Below are 13859 nucleotides of genomic sequence, written 5' to 3'. Positions count from 1 at the left end.
ACGCACTGGCGCGACCTTGTTAAACCCGAAAGGAAAAACATCATGGCTAACATCGGCACCTTCACCGCAGAGAAAGACGGCTTCACCGGCCAGCTCCGCACCCTGACCCTCAACGTCAAGGTCAAGCTGGTTCCCAACGACAAGGGCGAGAGCGAGAACGCCCCCGACTTCCACCTTCAGGCGGCCGGCCACGAGATCGGCGCGGCGTGGAAGAAGACTAGCGAAGCCGGGCGGCCCTACGTGTCCGTATCCCTCGACGACCCTTCGTTCCCGGCGACGGTCTATGCCCGCCTGATCGAAAACGAGGACGGCACGCACGACCTGATCTGGTCGCGCAGCAAGCCCAAGGCAGCCTGACGGTCGCCCACCGCGCCCCGCCCATTGCGGCGCGGCGCTTTTCGCCGACAGCCTACCTCTCGGACACTGACGCGAGCTGGCTTTCCGTCGCGGCCATCAGCACGGCGGTACTGCAACCAAGCGCGCTGGCGATCTTGAAGATGATCGCCAGCGTGGGCATATGCTCGCCGCGCTCGACCTTGCCCATGTGGGAACGTTCGATGCCAGCCAGGTTGGCCAGCGATTCCTGCGCAATCCCGCGCTCCATCCGCAGCGCACGCACCGCCGCGCCGAAGGCTTGCGCCAACTCGGCATCGAAGGTGGTGGCACCGGCCGGTCGGCCGGGTTGAACGGGTCGCTTCTGCATAGACAGAAGCGTCCAGTCGCGGGAAAATTAAAACCACGTTATCTTTAACTCATTGCAAAAATTTAGTCCGCTTCCGTGCCTTTCCTGCCCCTCACAATTCCGCTTCTGCGTTTCTGTGCATGTACGGATTCGATGGCTTGCGCCTTCGTGCTTTCCCGCCAAAGCATGCATCCGCTTCGGCGGTTCCGCGCTTCGGTGGAAAATCGTATCCGTGCATCCTCGGATGCGTGGGGATTCGGGCCATGACCCAGCCACTCGTCACCGCTGAACAGCGGGCGCAACTGCTTGCCGTCGGTGCGGCACGCGCCGCTGGTCGGGGCATCGACCCGCTGCCGTCGGTGCGGCTATTCACCCCTGACGCGCACGCCATCTGGCTACTGGCCGCGCTCGACCCGGCCGATGGCGATACGGCATACGGGCTGATCGACCTGGGAATAGGCATGCCCGGCCTGGGCCATGTGAAGCTGTCCGATCTGGCGTCTATCGTCGGGCCGCGCAAGCAGCCGGTGATGCGCGATCGCTACTTCCAGGCGGCGCGGTCGCTGTCGGAGTACCTGCGGCTGGCCGAAGAAAACGGCTCGATCACCGACTGACCAACCCCAGCCAACGACGGCGCGTTCTGACTATTTCAGTCTTACCCAAGACCCGGAAGGTCTGAATCCACACTCTTGCACCGAAGCGGCGCGCTTCTGATGCAAACAGTCATGATCTTTGGCGCGGGCTGCTGCACGGTGCTCCACGCTGCGCACCATTTTTGTGGCGACGCAGCCGTCGCATTCAGACGATTTCCGCAATGCCCCGGAGCCAATCGGTCTTGACCCCAGCATTTAACAGCGCACCCCGATTCTGATGACGACTTGATGGCGATTCGATAGCTCCCGCGTACTGGAATCCGTGGCGACGTTCCTGCTGATCGACAGGAGGTTGCGTCATGGCTGACCCGAGCGCCAAACACTGGTATCCGACCGCCGCGTATGTCTACACGCTGCACCTCGACGGCCCCGCGCTGGCGTGGGAGTACCTGCGCCGCCACCCCGACTACCGCCGCGACTGGCTGCGCCGACCGGAGGCCGCCGGGCGCTGGGGACTGCGCCTGCTGGAAGATCCCGCCCTGGATGCGCGCGACGCGCATCCGGCCTGGTTCCCTGACCATGATGCCGTCGTGCAGATCTACCCGGACGCCGACCCGCCACCCGACGCGGTGGCCTTCGCGTTCTGGCACATCCCCGGCCACAAACATCTGATCCACGATGGCAAGCGCCTGCTGCTGCTGACACGCTGGCCGGGCTGCTGCCTGCGGCTCGTGGTCGCTCCCGGCTTGGCCGATGGCATGGCCTACGCCTATGCCATCCGTGCTTGCGCCGCGCCCTGCGCGCGCTTTCAGGCGCTGGCGACCGAACTGGACAAGCTGGCCGCTGCTGGCGATGCCGTGCCTGCGGGAACAGCACGGCCACGGCCGTCAACCGCCGCGTTGCTGGAGTTGAACACGCTTCAGGCGCTCGATGGCGCCTTGGCGGGCGCGTCCCTGCGCGACGTGGCCGAAGGGCTGTTCGGCGCCGATGCCGTCGCGGATGACTGGTACGCCGACAGCGCCTTGCGCGCCCGCGTTCGCCGGCTGGTGCGCCGGGGCGAGGCGCTGATGCGCGGCGGCTATCGCCGCTTGGCACAGCTTCCGCCCGTTGCACAGGGACGCGCGGCATCCCCTGCAAAACGTCCCTGAGCAGGAAGCCATGCTTTCTTGAGACTGCCTCCATCCGGTCGTGCTGTGTGGCCGGTCGTTTTCAAACGATGGAGGTTCACACCATGCGTCCCGCTCCCTTGCGGCCTGCCGCCACTGCCTCGACCGCTGCCGCGCAGCCCCAACGCTATCTCACCAACGACGAAGCCGCCGAGTACCTCCGCCTGTCGCCGCGCACGCTGGAGAAACAACGCGTGATCGGCGGCGGCCCGCGCTTTCGCAAGTTCGGCCGCCGCGTCATGTACGCCGTGGCCGACCTCGACGCCTGGGCCGCTGACCGCAGCTTCGAGACGACTTCCGATCCCGAGTACGCCGAGCACCACTCGGCCGACAGCCGTGCGCGCTGATCGGCGGCGCGCGGCAGGCCATCGCCATGTCCAGCACCGCGCTGCCGTCCCGGCAGCGGCCGTTGCAAGAGCGCGAACAGCTCGACCTGTTCCGCGCCTTGCCCGGCGACATGGCGCCGCGCGACAGCCAGGATTTGATGGCCTATCCATTCTTCTCACTCGGCAAGTCCAAGCGCGTCAAACCCATCGACTTCCGCGCGGGCAACGTGACGATCCGTGTGGAAGGCACGGCCGAGCACGGCATCGCCACGATTTGGGATGCGGACATTCTCATTTGGGCGGCCTCGCAGATCGTGGAAGCGAAGGACGCGGGCCTGCGGCCATCGCGGCTCATGCGCGCCACGCCTTACGAGATCCTGCGCTTCATCGGCCGTGGCAAGTCGCTACGCGACTACCAGCGCCTCAAGGCCGCGCTCGACCGGCTGCAATCGACCACGGTGGCCACGTCGATCCGCGAGACGACCGGGCGGCGCCTGCATCGCTTCTCGTGGATCAACGAATGGAAGGAACTGGCCGATGCCAGCGGCACGCCGCTGGGCATCGAGCTGATCCTGCCGGACTGGTTCTATGCGGGCGTGCTCGATGCCGCCCTGGTGCTGACCATCGACCCGGCGTATTTCCGGCTCACGGGCGGCATCGAGCGATGGCTGTACCGCCTGGTGCGCAAGCATGGCGGCAAGCAGGAATACGGCTGGCAGTTCGACTTCCGCTACCTGCACCAGAAATCCGGCAGTACCGCCAAGCCGTACGACTTCGCCTGCGACCTGCGCGCGCTGGTCGCGCGGCAATCGCTGCCCGGCTACGTCCTGGGCATCGAGCGCATGCCGGACAACGGAACGGAACTGCTGACGTTCCGGCCCGTGCCGCAAACGGCACGGGGATAACTCCGGGAGAACCTGTGCATGGTGTCGTGCTATCAGGCGTGCGGGGTATCGTGCTATCGGGCGTGCCAATCGGCCGCGAACCCGCGCCAGCATTGGGTTTGCGCGCCCCTTAACTTCCCTAACTTAAATTCTCTAACTTTTAGTAGAGCAGAGCCGTTTCGGTGGACAACTGCCGAAAGGCAAAAAGCACCGCAACCCCAAAGGCAAAAACAACCCCAAAACCAACCCCGTTCGGCAGGGCAAAACCGGGCCGGCTTTCCAGATCGGAGGGCCGCGCCATGATCGTCGCCTTGCTCAACCAGAAAGGCGGCGTCGGCAAGACCACGCTTGCCACGCACATCGCCGGCGAACTCGCGCTGCGTGGCCAGCACGTCGTCCTGCTGGATGCCGACCCGCAGGGATCATCGCTGGACTGGACGCAGCGCAGAAGCCAGCAAGGTCTGCCACGGCTGTTCAGCGCCGTGGGCCTTGCGCGGGAAACGCTGCATCAGGAAGCACCAGAACTCGCCAGGCGGGTCGATCACGTCGTCATCGACGGGCCGCCAAGGATCGCCGCCTTGGCGCGCTCCGCGCTGCTGGCGGCCGAGCGCGTGCTGATCCCGGTGCAGCCCAGCCCCTACGACCTGTGGGCCAGCGCTGAGATGGTGGCGCTGATCCGCGAGGCGCAAGTCTTTAGGCCTGCGCTGCGCGCGGCCTTCGTCATCAATCGGCGCGTCAGTACCACCGTGATCGGGCGCGAAGCACGGCAATCGCTGGCAGAGCAGCCGTTGCCTGCGCTGCGTGCCGAGGTGCGCCAACGCATCGTTTTCGCCGACAGCGTGGCCGCCGGGCGGCTCGCCCGCGAGACGGCGCCACACAGCGCCGCCGCGCGCGAAATCACAGCGCTGGTGGAAGAACTGCTGCGGTGGCCGACATGAGCAGCGGCAACAGCACACGCAACGGCGCGCGCATCAGCAAGCGCGTCGGCATCGGCGCACGTCCGCCCGCGAATCCGCACGCCGAAGCGTGGATTCGCCAGGGCGACGCCGATGCGCTCAACAAGGGCGACCTCTACACCGCGCGCCTGACGCTCGACATCACGCCTGCGCTGCGCGCGCGCATCAAGGTGTCGGCCTTCACGCAAGGCGTGACCGTGGCCGACCTGCTGCGCGGCTTGCTGGAGCGCGAGTTTCCATAACACCGCAGGGAGAACACGCCATGACGGCATCCGCAATGCCTGCCACGAACGCGGCATCGGCTGCGCCGCTACCTGCGCTGTCGGGACTCGCCGGCCAGGCCGGCAACGCGCCGCTTACGCGCGTGTCGCTGGCCTACATCGAGCCGCAATTCAAGCTCTATCTGCGCTTCGGCGAACCTGCGCGCACGCTACGGCTCGACCGCTGGCGGCGCTGCGCGGTGTTCCTGCCGGGCGCGATGCTCTGCCGCATCCGCTGGCAGGCCAACGACTATGGCACGATCCGTTGGCAGCTCATGGTGATGCAGGCTTGCACGCCGCTGGACGCCATGCAGCGCATTGCCGGTGTGCAGCCGGGCGCGCGCTTGCTGCTGCACGCCGAAGGCGATGCCAACGTGCGCGCCGTGCTGGAACGCATCGACGCCAGCGAGGCGCTGGGCATCGCCGCCATCGACGTGTCACCCGCGTACTGGCGCACGCTGGGCAACCGCCTTGCGGCTCGCCTTGCATTGCCCGAATACACCGCCGAGCGGCACGCCGCCTGGCTGGCCGGGAAGGTGCTGCCATGACGGCCCCGACCACCACGGCCAGCATGCCCGCTGTCCCGCCGCATCCTCGTTCGCGCATGCGCGAACGCATCGTGCTGGCGGGCCTGTCCGCCCTCGGCTTCGCTGCGCTGGCCTGGGAGGCTTTCGTGTCGCCACTGCCGCGCATGACCTACAACCCGTCCGACAGCGTGGCGGTCGGCTGGTATCGCATCGATCCGTTCGACCCGCGTACCGCCTCGCTGCCACGTCCGTTGTCCGTGGACAGCATCGTGCTGGTGCCGCTGCCGGCCACGGCTTCCGTGCTGGCTGCGCAGCGCGGCTACCTGCCGACGCGCATTCCGCTGCTCAAGCGTGTGGGCGCGATCGCGCCGCAACACGTCTGCATCGCCGCCGGTCATGTACGCATCGACGGCGTGCCTGTGGCCGCTGTGTGGTCTGCCGACCGGCTGGGCCGGCCGCTGCCGTCCTTGCAGCTTTGCCGCCGCCTCGAATCGGGCGAGCTGTTCCTGTTGAGCGTGACCAATCCGGCATCGTTCGACAGCCGGTATTTCGGGCCGGTCAGCGCATCCGCCGTGATCGGCGTTGCGTATCCGGTCTGGCTGGATACTCGCCCATGATGGCCGCCTATTCGCTGCACGTTGCCGTGCATCTTGTCGTGCCATCGGGCGTGTCATTTCAGTGGTTGCTGCCGTGTCGTCGCGCGTGCAGTGCGAGCGCATCCGCGCTGCACTTCGCGCTGCCTCCGGCGCAGCCGTCCAACGTGCAGGCGTCTTGCCTCGAACGCACCCGGCCTGTGGCCGTCGCCGCGTTCGCCGGCGCGCTGCCGGCTCACGCAGCAGCGCCGCCGGGCCGACGCTGCCCGGAGCGCCAGCGAGGGGCAAAGGCGGAAGGCAAGACAAAAGGACGCGGCACCGGGCCGCGTCGAAAGCCAGTCTGCACATGGGGGTGGCGCAGCACGGCGCGGCTTCGCCGTCGTGCCGCGTGGGGCGCGAAGCCCGCGCCGATGCAGGCATGTCCGCGTGCTTCGCACGACAGGACACGCCATAGCTTGCAGGGAGAGCGGCCATGACCGACCGCCGCGACGACGATTTCCGCGTGCGCCCCAGCGCCCCGAAGAACCGGGGCAAAGGCCAAGGGCAAAGCTTCGTGTCCAAGGTGCTCAAGCAGGCTGGCAAGGCCAGCAGCGGCAAGTCCTCAGTGCGCCGCCCGGCGTCGGCGCGTGGCACCGGCCAGCGGCCCGGCGCGCGGCTGGGGCGCGGTCACACGGCGGCGCGTTTCGCGGGCGCGAAGCTGACGCCCATGTCGCGGCGCGTGACCATCAAAACGCTGCTGGTCAACCAGCGACAGGCCAGCCCGCAGTCGCTCGCCAAGCACCTGCGCTACATCGAGCGCGACGGCGTGGGCCGCGATGGCGAACCAGGCCGGGCCTACGGACCGCAGACCGATGAAGCCGACCTCGACGCCTTCAAGGAACGCTGCCAGGACGACCGGCACCATTTCCGCTTCATCGTCTCGCCCGAGGACGGGGCCGCGCTGGACGACCTGCGCACCTACACCCGGCATCTGGTGAACCGCATGGAAGCCGACCTGGGCACGCGGCTGGATTGGGTGGCGGTCGATCACTGGAATACGGACAACCCGCACACGCACCTGATCGTGCGCGGGCGCGACGACACCGGCAAAGACCTCATCATTGCGGGCGACTACATTGCCCACGGCTTCCGCCACCGGGCCGCCGAGCTGGCGACGGAATGGCTGGGGCCGCGCACCGAACTGGAGATCCAGCAGACCTTGCAGCGCGAGGTGGAACAGGAGCGGTGGACGAGCCTCGACCGCACGCTGCAACGCGAGGCCGGCGAGGATGGCCGGGTGCAGGTCGAACGCTTCAATGAACCCCGGTTGCAACGTCAGCGACTGTTGTTGATCGGCCGCCTGCAACGCTTGCAGCGCCTGGGCCTGGCCGACGAGACGCAGCCCGGCACCTGGGCCATCCATGCCGATGCCGTGAAGACCTTGCGCGCCCTGGGCGAGCGCGGCGACATCATCCGTACCATGCAGCGCGCCATGAGCGGGCAGCCGCGCGAGCTGGCAGTGTTCGAGCCGGGCGAGGATGGCCGTACCGTCATCGGCCGCGTAGCTACCAAGGGCTTGGCCGACGAACTGCACGACCGGGGCTATCTGATCATCGACGGCACGGACGGCAAGGCCCACTACGTCGCGCTGAACGCCCGCGACGAGCTGGCGAACTACCCCACCGGCGCGGTGGTGGAAGTGAAGGGATCGGCCGACGTGCGCGCGGCCGACAGAAACATCGCCGCGGTGGCAAGCGATGGTCTGTACCGCACCGACCACCACCTGGCGATCGAGCAGGGCCGGGCCAAGACCGGGCGTGACCCGCAGGAGGTTGTCGCCGCCCACGTCCGGAGGCTGGAAGCGTTGCGCCGGGCTGGCATCGTGGAACGCGTGGCCGAAGGGCTGTGGAAGGTGCCGGACGACCTGGCCGAACGTGGTCGCCAGTACGACGCGCAGCGCCTCGGCGGGGTAGCGATAGAACTGAAATCGCACCTTCCCATTGAGCGGCAGGCCCGCGTGATCGGCGCTACATGGCTAGACCAGCAACTGATCGGCGGTGGCCGCGGGTTGGGCGACCTGGGTTTTGGTGCAGAGGCCAAACAGGCGATGCAGCAGCGCGCCGACTTCCTGGCCGAGCAAGGGCTGGCGGAGCGGCGTGGGCAGCGTGTGATCCTCGCCCGAAACCTGCTGGGTACGCTGCGCAACCGGGAACTGGCGCAGGCCGCCAAGAACATTGCCGCCGACACCGACCTGAAGCATCGGCCTGTGGCGGACGGCCAGCGCTTCGCTGGCATCTACCGGCGCAACATCATGCTTGCCAGCGGGCGCTACGCGATGCTCGATGACGGCATGGGATTCAGTCTGGTGCCGTGGCGGCCGGTGATCGAACAGCGGCTGGGGCAGCACATCGCCGCGACCGTGCGCGGCGGTGGAGTATCGTGGGAAATCGGACGCCAGCGTGGGCGCTCTGTCGGGTCGACTTAGACTCAGGTCAGCATCGCTGACGCTGGTCTGCAGCGGAGTATCAGTTGTTTAACTTGACTCGATCGGACGATATTCCAAGAGCCGCCTGATATCGCCGACCTCCAGCACACGGCGTCCCGAACCTATGCGAGCAGCATTGAGCATGGCGCCAGCCACCTCCTCAGTGGTGAGAAAGTATTTAGGGAGCAGCCGCTTTATCAAAGGCATGAAGGGTCGGGTGAATTGATACAGCCTTCTATAGCTGGCAGTTTTTGATTGCGCACCATGTAGCGGCTGAATGAACGCGGGACGAAAGAGATAGACGCCGCCGAAGGGCAGCTTCAAAAGATCGTTTTCGGTTCGCCCTTTTACGCGTGCCCACATGGCGCCTGATGCTTCCGTACTGTCCGTGCTGGCACCAGAAACATAGACAAACACCATGCTGGGATTGATGGCCGCCATAAGCCGCGCCACGGCGAGCGTAAGGTCGTATGTGATGCGCGTGTACTGGTCTTCGGTCATGCCGGATGAAGAGGCGCCGAGACAGAAGAAGCAGGCATCGAATCCCGTGAGTTCGGCTGCATGATCCGCGATAAGCTTGAGGTCAGGAACAAGAACCTGAGTCAGTTTCGCGTCTTGTTGGTCTACCCGAGTCCGTCCGACCAGCGTGATCTGTGAAACATCGGATGCCAACAGGCACTCGCGAGTAATGCCGTGTCCCAACATTCCAGAAGCACCGAAAACAAGAACTTTCAGAGTACCGCTCATGGCGCTACCAGCCGGCGTACGGCCTCGATGAGAGCCTTGCGCAATGATGCTGTCTCCCCATCATCTGATTTCGCATGATCGAGCTGCACCGTCGAGAGGCGATAGATAAGGATCAAGAGATGTTGCGCGGGGATTGCGTTTGTGACTGCGCCGGCCTTCTGAGCTTCGATTAGCTTTGCTACTTTTCCCGCGTTGGCTTCGGCCGCCGCACCCCCCATTTCCGCGATGCCACCGCGTTCAAGCTGCTGCCATGTGGCCAGCCGAAGCACTTCAGGATGGGTTTGAAACCAGTCAAATGTTTGCGCGGCATAACTCGGTAGATCATGCGGGTCGAAATGAATGTTGCTGACAACGTTCAAGACCATCGCGTCAAAAACCGCATCAAACAAGCCGTCCTTGCTTCCAAAGTGGCCATAGATCGACTGTTTGTTGCAGGAAGACGCTTCTGCGATGCGCTCCACACGCGCACCGGCGATGCCGTAAGCCGCAAATTCGGCAGTGCCGGCCTCTAGCAGGCGGCGGCGTGTCCCTTCTGGATCTCGCACAAATAACCTCAAATTAGTTAACAACTGGTTGGTTGACAAGTCTAGCAGAGAGACTAGAATCATACAAACCAACCGTTTGGTTGCAATAAATGGAAAGAGATCATGCTCGACATCACTCACAATTTCATCGGCGGTCGCCGGGTGGCGCCCCAAGGGACCGAAATCTTCGAGGTCCGCTCCCCATTTGATGGTGCTCTGGTGGGCACCGTGCCAGCGGCCACCCCCGCTGATATCGACTTGGCTGTCAGCGCCGCTCGCCAAGCCTTCGACACCGGTCCGTGGCCGCGTCTTAGTCCAGAGGAGCGCCAAGCCGTTCTCAAGAAGTTCTCGGACCTTCATGCCGCCGCAGCCAACGACATTGCTACACTCATTAGCCGGGAGAACGGCACCCCGATCAGCGGTGCCCTCGGACTCCAGCAGGGGATCGTGCCGCAAAACCAGGCTTATCTCGAAGCCGCCGCAGCCTTCCCGTGGGAAGAGCGTCGCCCCGCTTTCATCAAGGGCGATTCGATCTGGCGCCGCGAACCGCTGGGTGTGGTCGCAGCCATCATTCCCTGGAATGCGCCGCACCAATCGGCGCTGGTGAAGTTGTTCCCGGCATTGCTGGCTGGGTGCTCCGTCATTCTCAAACTGGCGCCTGAAACAGGACTTGACGGCCATCTGCTGGGCGAACTGTTCAACGAAGCCGGCCTTCCCGAAGGTGTGTTGAGCATCGTGACGGCCGAACGTGAAACCAGCGAGTATCTGGTCAAGCACCCTGGCGTGGACAAGATCGCCTTTACGGGCTCTACAGGGGCAGGCAAGCGCATCGCAAGCCTGGCGGGTGAAAACCTCAAGCGTATCAGTCTCGAACTGGGCGGCAAGTCGGCGACCATCGTTTTGCCGGACGTGGATATCGCGGCAACAGTCGCCGGCATCCAGTACACCTCGTACATGAACAACGGCCAGGCGTGCATTGCTCATACCCGCGTTCTGGTTCCCGCCGAGCTGCATGACCGCTTCGTCGAAGCACTGGCCAAGGTAGTCAATGCCATCAAGGTCGGTGACCCGAGTGATCCCACGACTGCGCAGGGGCCGCTGGTTGCCAAGCGGCAGCAGGAACGTGTCTGGGGCTACATCGAAAGCGGGATCGCAGAAGGTGCAACGCTCGCCGCGGGTGGCCTAGGCATGCCCGAAGGGATCACTGAGGGTTCCTTCGTCCGTCCCACGCTGTTCGCCAACGTCAAGAACAGCATGCGTATCGCCCAGGAAGAAATCTTCGGCCCTGTGGTGTGCGTCATCCCGTACAAGGACATCGACGAGGCAATTGAGATCGCCAACGACTCCCCCTACGGATTGTCTGGTGGCGTCTGGACCAATGACGAGTCCAAGGCGATTGCAGTCGCTCGACAGATCAGGACGGGTGCTGTTGCCGTCAACGGCCAGTGGCCTGACTTCCGTGCTCCGTTTGGCGGATACAAGCAGAGCGGCATCGGCCGCGAGTTTGGTGCCGAGGGCATCTCCATCTACTTGGAGCACAAGGTCATCAGCCTTTAACAGCGCCGCAGGCCAAGCATCGCGGAGATTCGCCAGTTCACTTGCGCGCAAGTGCTTCTGGCGGACTCCGTTTATCCAAGAGTGTTTTTGCCCGCCGCAAGCGAGAGTTCTCCAATGACTATTCTGTCGTTTTCGTTCATTGCACGGCCCATCGCGCTGCTGATGCAACGCGCAAAGCCCAATCCGCCTGCGCATCTGAGTTTTCCTGAGATACCCCGCAACATGCAGGCCATCGTTATTCCGACCAGCGTCGGCGATGCCACCTGCACGGCCTATCGCCCCTCCGAACACAAATCCGCATGTCCGCCGGTCCATGTCAACTTCCACGGCGGCGGATTCATCATGGGCTACCCGCAGCAAGATGATCCACAGTGTCGCTACCTTGCGGCACGTGGCGATCTGGTCGTGATCAACGTTGACTACGTCCTGGCGCCACAGAACCCGTTTCCGGCCGCCGTACACCAGGCTTTCGAGATCGTGCGGTGGGTCGCCGGGAACGGCGCAGCCAATGGCTGGGACGGCGCAAGGCTTACCATTGGCGGGCAGAGCGCCGGAGGTGCGCTGGCCGCCGCCGCCGCACTCCAGGCACTGGATGCTGGCGGGCCGGACATCGCGCTGCAGTTCCTCCACTATCCACCTCTTGATCTGGTGACCTCCGGCTACGACAAGCACGCCAAGATCGACAATCCGGTCGTGTCGGCGCGCGTGTCGGAAATCATCAACACCGTCTACATCCCCAACGCCGCTGATCGCGCCAGCTCGCTCGCCTCGCCCGTCCACGGTTCAAACGCCGATGGCATCGGGGGCATTGCCCCGGCCTTCGTCGTGACCGCCGAGTTCGACCTGCTGCACGACGAAGGTGTCGCTTATGCCAACAAGCTGCGCAACGCTGGCGCCCTAGTCGAGCATCGGGATCTCAAGGGTGTGGACCATGCCTACAACATTCTCGGCAAGGACCAGGATGGTTCGCAGGCGCTGACCCGGGAAATCTACGAATTGCTTATCACGCACATCCATGAAACTCACGCCACCAATGGGAGAAAGGCCCTTGTCCGAAACCATGATTGATGTCGCCCAACTGGCGGTACGGAACTACTTCGCCGGCGAGCGCAACGAAATGCTGGCGATCCTGGCGGTATCCGTTGTGCTCGCGTTGTCTGCGTTCGCCCTTTACTACAGTTCCGGGTCCGGCCTAGCCAAAGGCTTCCTGATCACCACGCTAGTGTGCGCGGGCCTGATGTCGGCGACGGCACTGTCTCTGATGGTTCGCGACGGCAATGCGCCCACAAACCTTACCGTCGCGATAGGGTCCGAGCAAGCACCGCAGGCTATCGCCAGTGAGCGGGATCGTGTCGCCGTGGTGATCTCCAAGTACAAATACTACCGATACGGCGCCGGTGTGCTGGGCGCGATTGCGCTCGCTGGTCTTCTGCTGTCATCGCGGGGATGGGTTCATGGGGTCGCGGCGGGTCTGTTGCTGCTTGTCGTCGCCCAGGTGCTGATCGACCATTTCTCAGAGCGGCGTGCCCACCTCTATCACGAGCAGCTTTCGGCTTGGAAATCGTCTTGAGGTCGAATGAAACTATTAAAAAAATAAAAAGGAGTTATTTTTAATGAAGCGATTTCAAGGAAAAACAGCCATCGTCACGGGGGCAGGCTCCGGCATTGGCCGGGCAACGGCCTTGGCCTTTGCTCGTCAAGGCGCACGCGTAATCGCGACCGACATCAATGCCGCCGCACTGGAGAAGCTGGCTGCCGAAGCGGACGGGTTGGTCGAAATCGTGCCCGGTGACATTACCCGACAAGAAACCGTGGATGCGGTTGTTGCGTCCGCCAGCCCTCACGTCGAAATACTGGCCAACATTGCCGGCATCATGGACGGCTTCCTGCCGCTTGGCGAGGTGGACGACGGCACCTGGGACAAGGTGATCGCGGTCAATCTCACTGCCATCATGCGGCTCAGCCGGGCAACGATTCCATTGATGCTCGCGGCTGGCGGTGGCGCGATCGTCAATATCTCATCGGAAGCCGGCTTGCGTGGGTCGGCGGCTGGAGCGGCTTACACCGCTGCCAAGCACGGCGTCATCGGCCTTACCAAGAGCGCCGCCTTCATGTATGGCCCACAGGGCATTCGCGTGAATGCGATTGCTCCGGGGCCTGTCACGACGGGCATGCACGAACCGATGCGGTCCGGGCTTGCCGGTGAACGCATCGGCGCCTTGATGCCCGTCATCCTGCCACCGTCAGCATCGGCTGAAAGCCTCGCTTCCAATGTCCTCTGGCTGGCGAGTGAGCAGGCGGAGAACATCAACGGCATCGTGCTCCCATCGGACGGTGGGTGGTCCGCCGCGTGACAAACGTTGGTCGCCGCTGGAGCAAGCCGGTGCCAGTGAATCCGATCCGGGAACGCCGGCGCCAGGAGCCATGGGTCGCCGAGGCCACGAACTCGCGATCGAATGGGATAAGTGCGGTCAGGTGGATGGTGCGGCGCAGTTCCTGGCCACTTCCCGTCGCCGGTTCCTGCCCTTCTTCCAGTGTCACCAGCGCGATCCGCGCCCATTCGACGATGGTCCGGCCTTC

Annotated in this window: 18 protein-coding genes; 14 read left to right on the top strand and 4 right to left on the bottom strand. The window is 64.4% G+C overall.

Annotation, left to right across the window (positions count from 1 at the left end; translation table 11 throughout):
• Positions 1–42: 42 nt before the first annotated feature.
• Entirely contained in the window at positions 43–357 is a 315-nt protein-coding gene (locus RGM3321_RS24465; protein ID WP_244395182.1) for a DUF736 domain-containing protein, read from the top strand.
• Between the two features lie 52 nt (positions 358–409).
• Here the strand turns inward: RGM3321_RS24465 and RGM3321_RS24460 are convergent, their stop codons facing one another.
• Positions 410–703 (bottom strand): helix-turn-helix transcriptional regulator, encoded by a 294-nt coding sequence (locus tag RGM3321_RS24460; protein WP_244395181.1) that lies wholly within the window; start codon positions 701–703, stop codon positions 410–412.
• A gap of 242 nt (positions 704–945) precedes the next feature.
• On the opposite strand from RGM3321_RS24460, the gene RGM3321_RS24455 reads away from it, so the two are divergent.
• From RGM3321_RS24455 to RGM3321_RS24440, 4 genes are all read left to right on the top strand, one after another.
• Positions 946–1296 (top strand): DUF2958 domain-containing protein, encoded by a 351-nt coding sequence (locus tag RGM3321_RS24455; RefSeq protein WP_244395180.1) that lies wholly within the window; start codon positions 946–948, stop codon positions 1294–1296.
• 338 nt (positions 1297–1634) lie between these two features.
• Positions 1635–2423, top strand: a complete 789-nt coding sequence (locus RGM3321_RS24450; protein ID WP_244395179.1) for a DUF2285 domain-containing protein — start codon at positions 1635–1637, stop codon at positions 2421–2423.
• Between the two features lie 83 nt (positions 2424–2506).
• Positions 2507–2788: a helix-turn-helix domain-containing protein gene (locus tag RGM3321_RS24445; RefSeq protein WP_057505169.1), complete on the top strand. Its 282-nt coding sequence runs from the start codon at positions 2507–2509 to the stop codon at positions 2786–2788.
• A gap of 26 nt (positions 2789–2814) precedes the next feature.
• A complete protein-coding gene (locus RGM3321_RS24440; protein ID WP_244395178.1) occupies positions 2815–3672 on the top strand; it encodes a replication initiator protein A in 858 nt (285 codons plus the stop codon).
• Positions 3673–3811: 139 nt separating this feature from the next.
• Here the strand turns inward: RGM3321_RS24440 and RGM3321_RS24435 are convergent, their stop codons facing one another.
• Positions 3812–3952 carry a hypothetical protein gene (locus tag RGM3321_RS24435; RefSeq protein ID WP_244395177.1) on the bottom strand — a complete coding sequence of 47 codons (141 nt, stop codon included), beginning with the start codon at positions 3950–3952 and terminating at the stop codon, positions 3812–3814.
• Here RGM3321_RS24435 and parA point away from each other — a divergent pair.
• From parA to RGM3321_RS24410, 5 genes are all read left to right on the top strand, one after another.
• The gene (gene parA / locus RGM3321_RS24430; RefSeq protein ID WP_244395176.1) at positions 3951–4589 is read left to right on the top strand and encodes a ParA family partition ATPase; all 639 of its coding nucleotides are present in this window, start codon (positions 3951–3953) and stop codon (positions 4587–4589) included. The two genes, RGM3321_RS24435 and parA, sit on opposite strands and share 2 nt — an antisense overlap.
• Complete coding sequence (locus RGM3321_RS24425) at positions 4586–4849, top strand: chromosome partitioning protein ParB (RefSeq protein ID WP_244395175.1); 264 nt, start codon at positions 4586–4588, stop codon at positions 4847–4849. The genes parA and RGM3321_RS24425 overlap by 4 nt, the downstream gene beginning before the upstream one ends.
• Before the next feature lie 20 nt (positions 4850–4869).
• A complete protein-coding gene (locus RGM3321_RS24420) occupies positions 4870–5415 on the top strand; it encodes a DUF2840 domain-containing protein (RefSeq protein ID WP_244395174.1) in 546 nt (181 codons plus the stop codon).
• Positions 5412–6011, top strand: a complete 600-nt coding sequence (locus tag RGM3321_RS24415; protein ID WP_244395173.1) for a S26 family signal peptidase — start codon at positions 5412–5414, stop codon at positions 6009–6011. Before RGM3321_RS24420 ends, RGM3321_RS24415 begins: the two co-directional genes overlap by 4 nt.
• A 448-nt stretch (positions 6012–6459) precedes the next feature.
• Complete coding sequence (locus RGM3321_RS24410) at positions 6460–8451, top strand: relaxase/mobilization nuclease and DUF3363 domain-containing protein (RefSeq protein ID WP_244395172.1); 1992 nt, start codon at positions 6460–6462, stop codon at positions 8449–8451.
• A 48-nt stretch (positions 8452–8499) separates the two neighbouring features.
• On the opposite strand, the gene RGM3321_RS24405 is transcribed toward RGM3321_RS24410, so the two are convergent.
• Positions 8500–9186, bottom strand: coding sequence for an epimerase (locus RGM3321_RS24405; RefSeq protein WP_244395354.1), 687 nt, complete (start codon positions 9184–9186; stop codon positions 8500–8502).
• A gap of 8 nt (positions 9187–9194) precedes the next feature.
• The gene (locus tag RGM3321_RS24400; RefSeq protein ID WP_244395171.1) at positions 9195–9863 is read right to left on the bottom strand and encodes a TetR family transcriptional regulator; all 669 of its coding nucleotides are present in this window, start codon (positions 9861–9863) and stop codon (positions 9195–9197) included.
• On the opposite strand from RGM3321_RS24400, the gene RGM3321_RS24395 reads away from it, so the two are divergent.
• From RGM3321_RS24395 to RGM3321_RS24380, 4 genes are all read left to right on the top strand, one after another.
• Positions 9846–11279: an aldehyde dehydrogenase gene (locus RGM3321_RS24395; RefSeq protein WP_244395170.1), complete on the top strand. Its 1434-nt coding sequence runs from the start codon at positions 9846–9848 to the stop codon at positions 11277–11279. The two genes, RGM3321_RS24400 and RGM3321_RS24395, sit on opposite strands and share 18 nt — an antisense overlap.
• 114 nt (positions 11280–11393) lie before the next feature.
• Positions 11394–12347 carry an alpha/beta hydrolase gene (locus RGM3321_RS24390; RefSeq protein WP_244395169.1) on the top strand — a complete coding sequence of 318 codons (954 nt, stop codon included), beginning with the start codon at positions 11394–11396 and terminating at the stop codon, positions 12345–12347.
• Positions 12328–12849, top strand: a complete 522-nt coding sequence (locus tag RGM3321_RS24385; protein ID WP_244395168.1) for a hypothetical protein — start codon at positions 12328–12330, stop codon at positions 12847–12849. Before RGM3321_RS24390 ends, RGM3321_RS24385 begins: the two co-directional genes overlap by 20 nt.
• Before the next feature lie 43 nt (positions 12850–12892).
• Positions 12893–13633: an SDR family NAD(P)-dependent oxidoreductase gene (locus RGM3321_RS24380; RefSeq protein ID WP_244395167.1), complete on the top strand. Its 741-nt coding sequence runs from the start codon at positions 12893–12895 to the stop codon at positions 13631–13633.
• The last annotated feature ends 226 nt before the right edge of the window (positions 13634–13859 follow it).

This window comes from Pseudomonas sp. RGM 3321 (assembly GCF_022836805.1).
Taxonomy (GTDB): Bacteria; Pseudomonadota; Gammaproteobacteria; order Pseudomonadales; family Pseudomonadaceae; genus Aquipseudomonas.
This window is presented reverse-complemented; position numbering and strand designations above follow the sequence as displayed.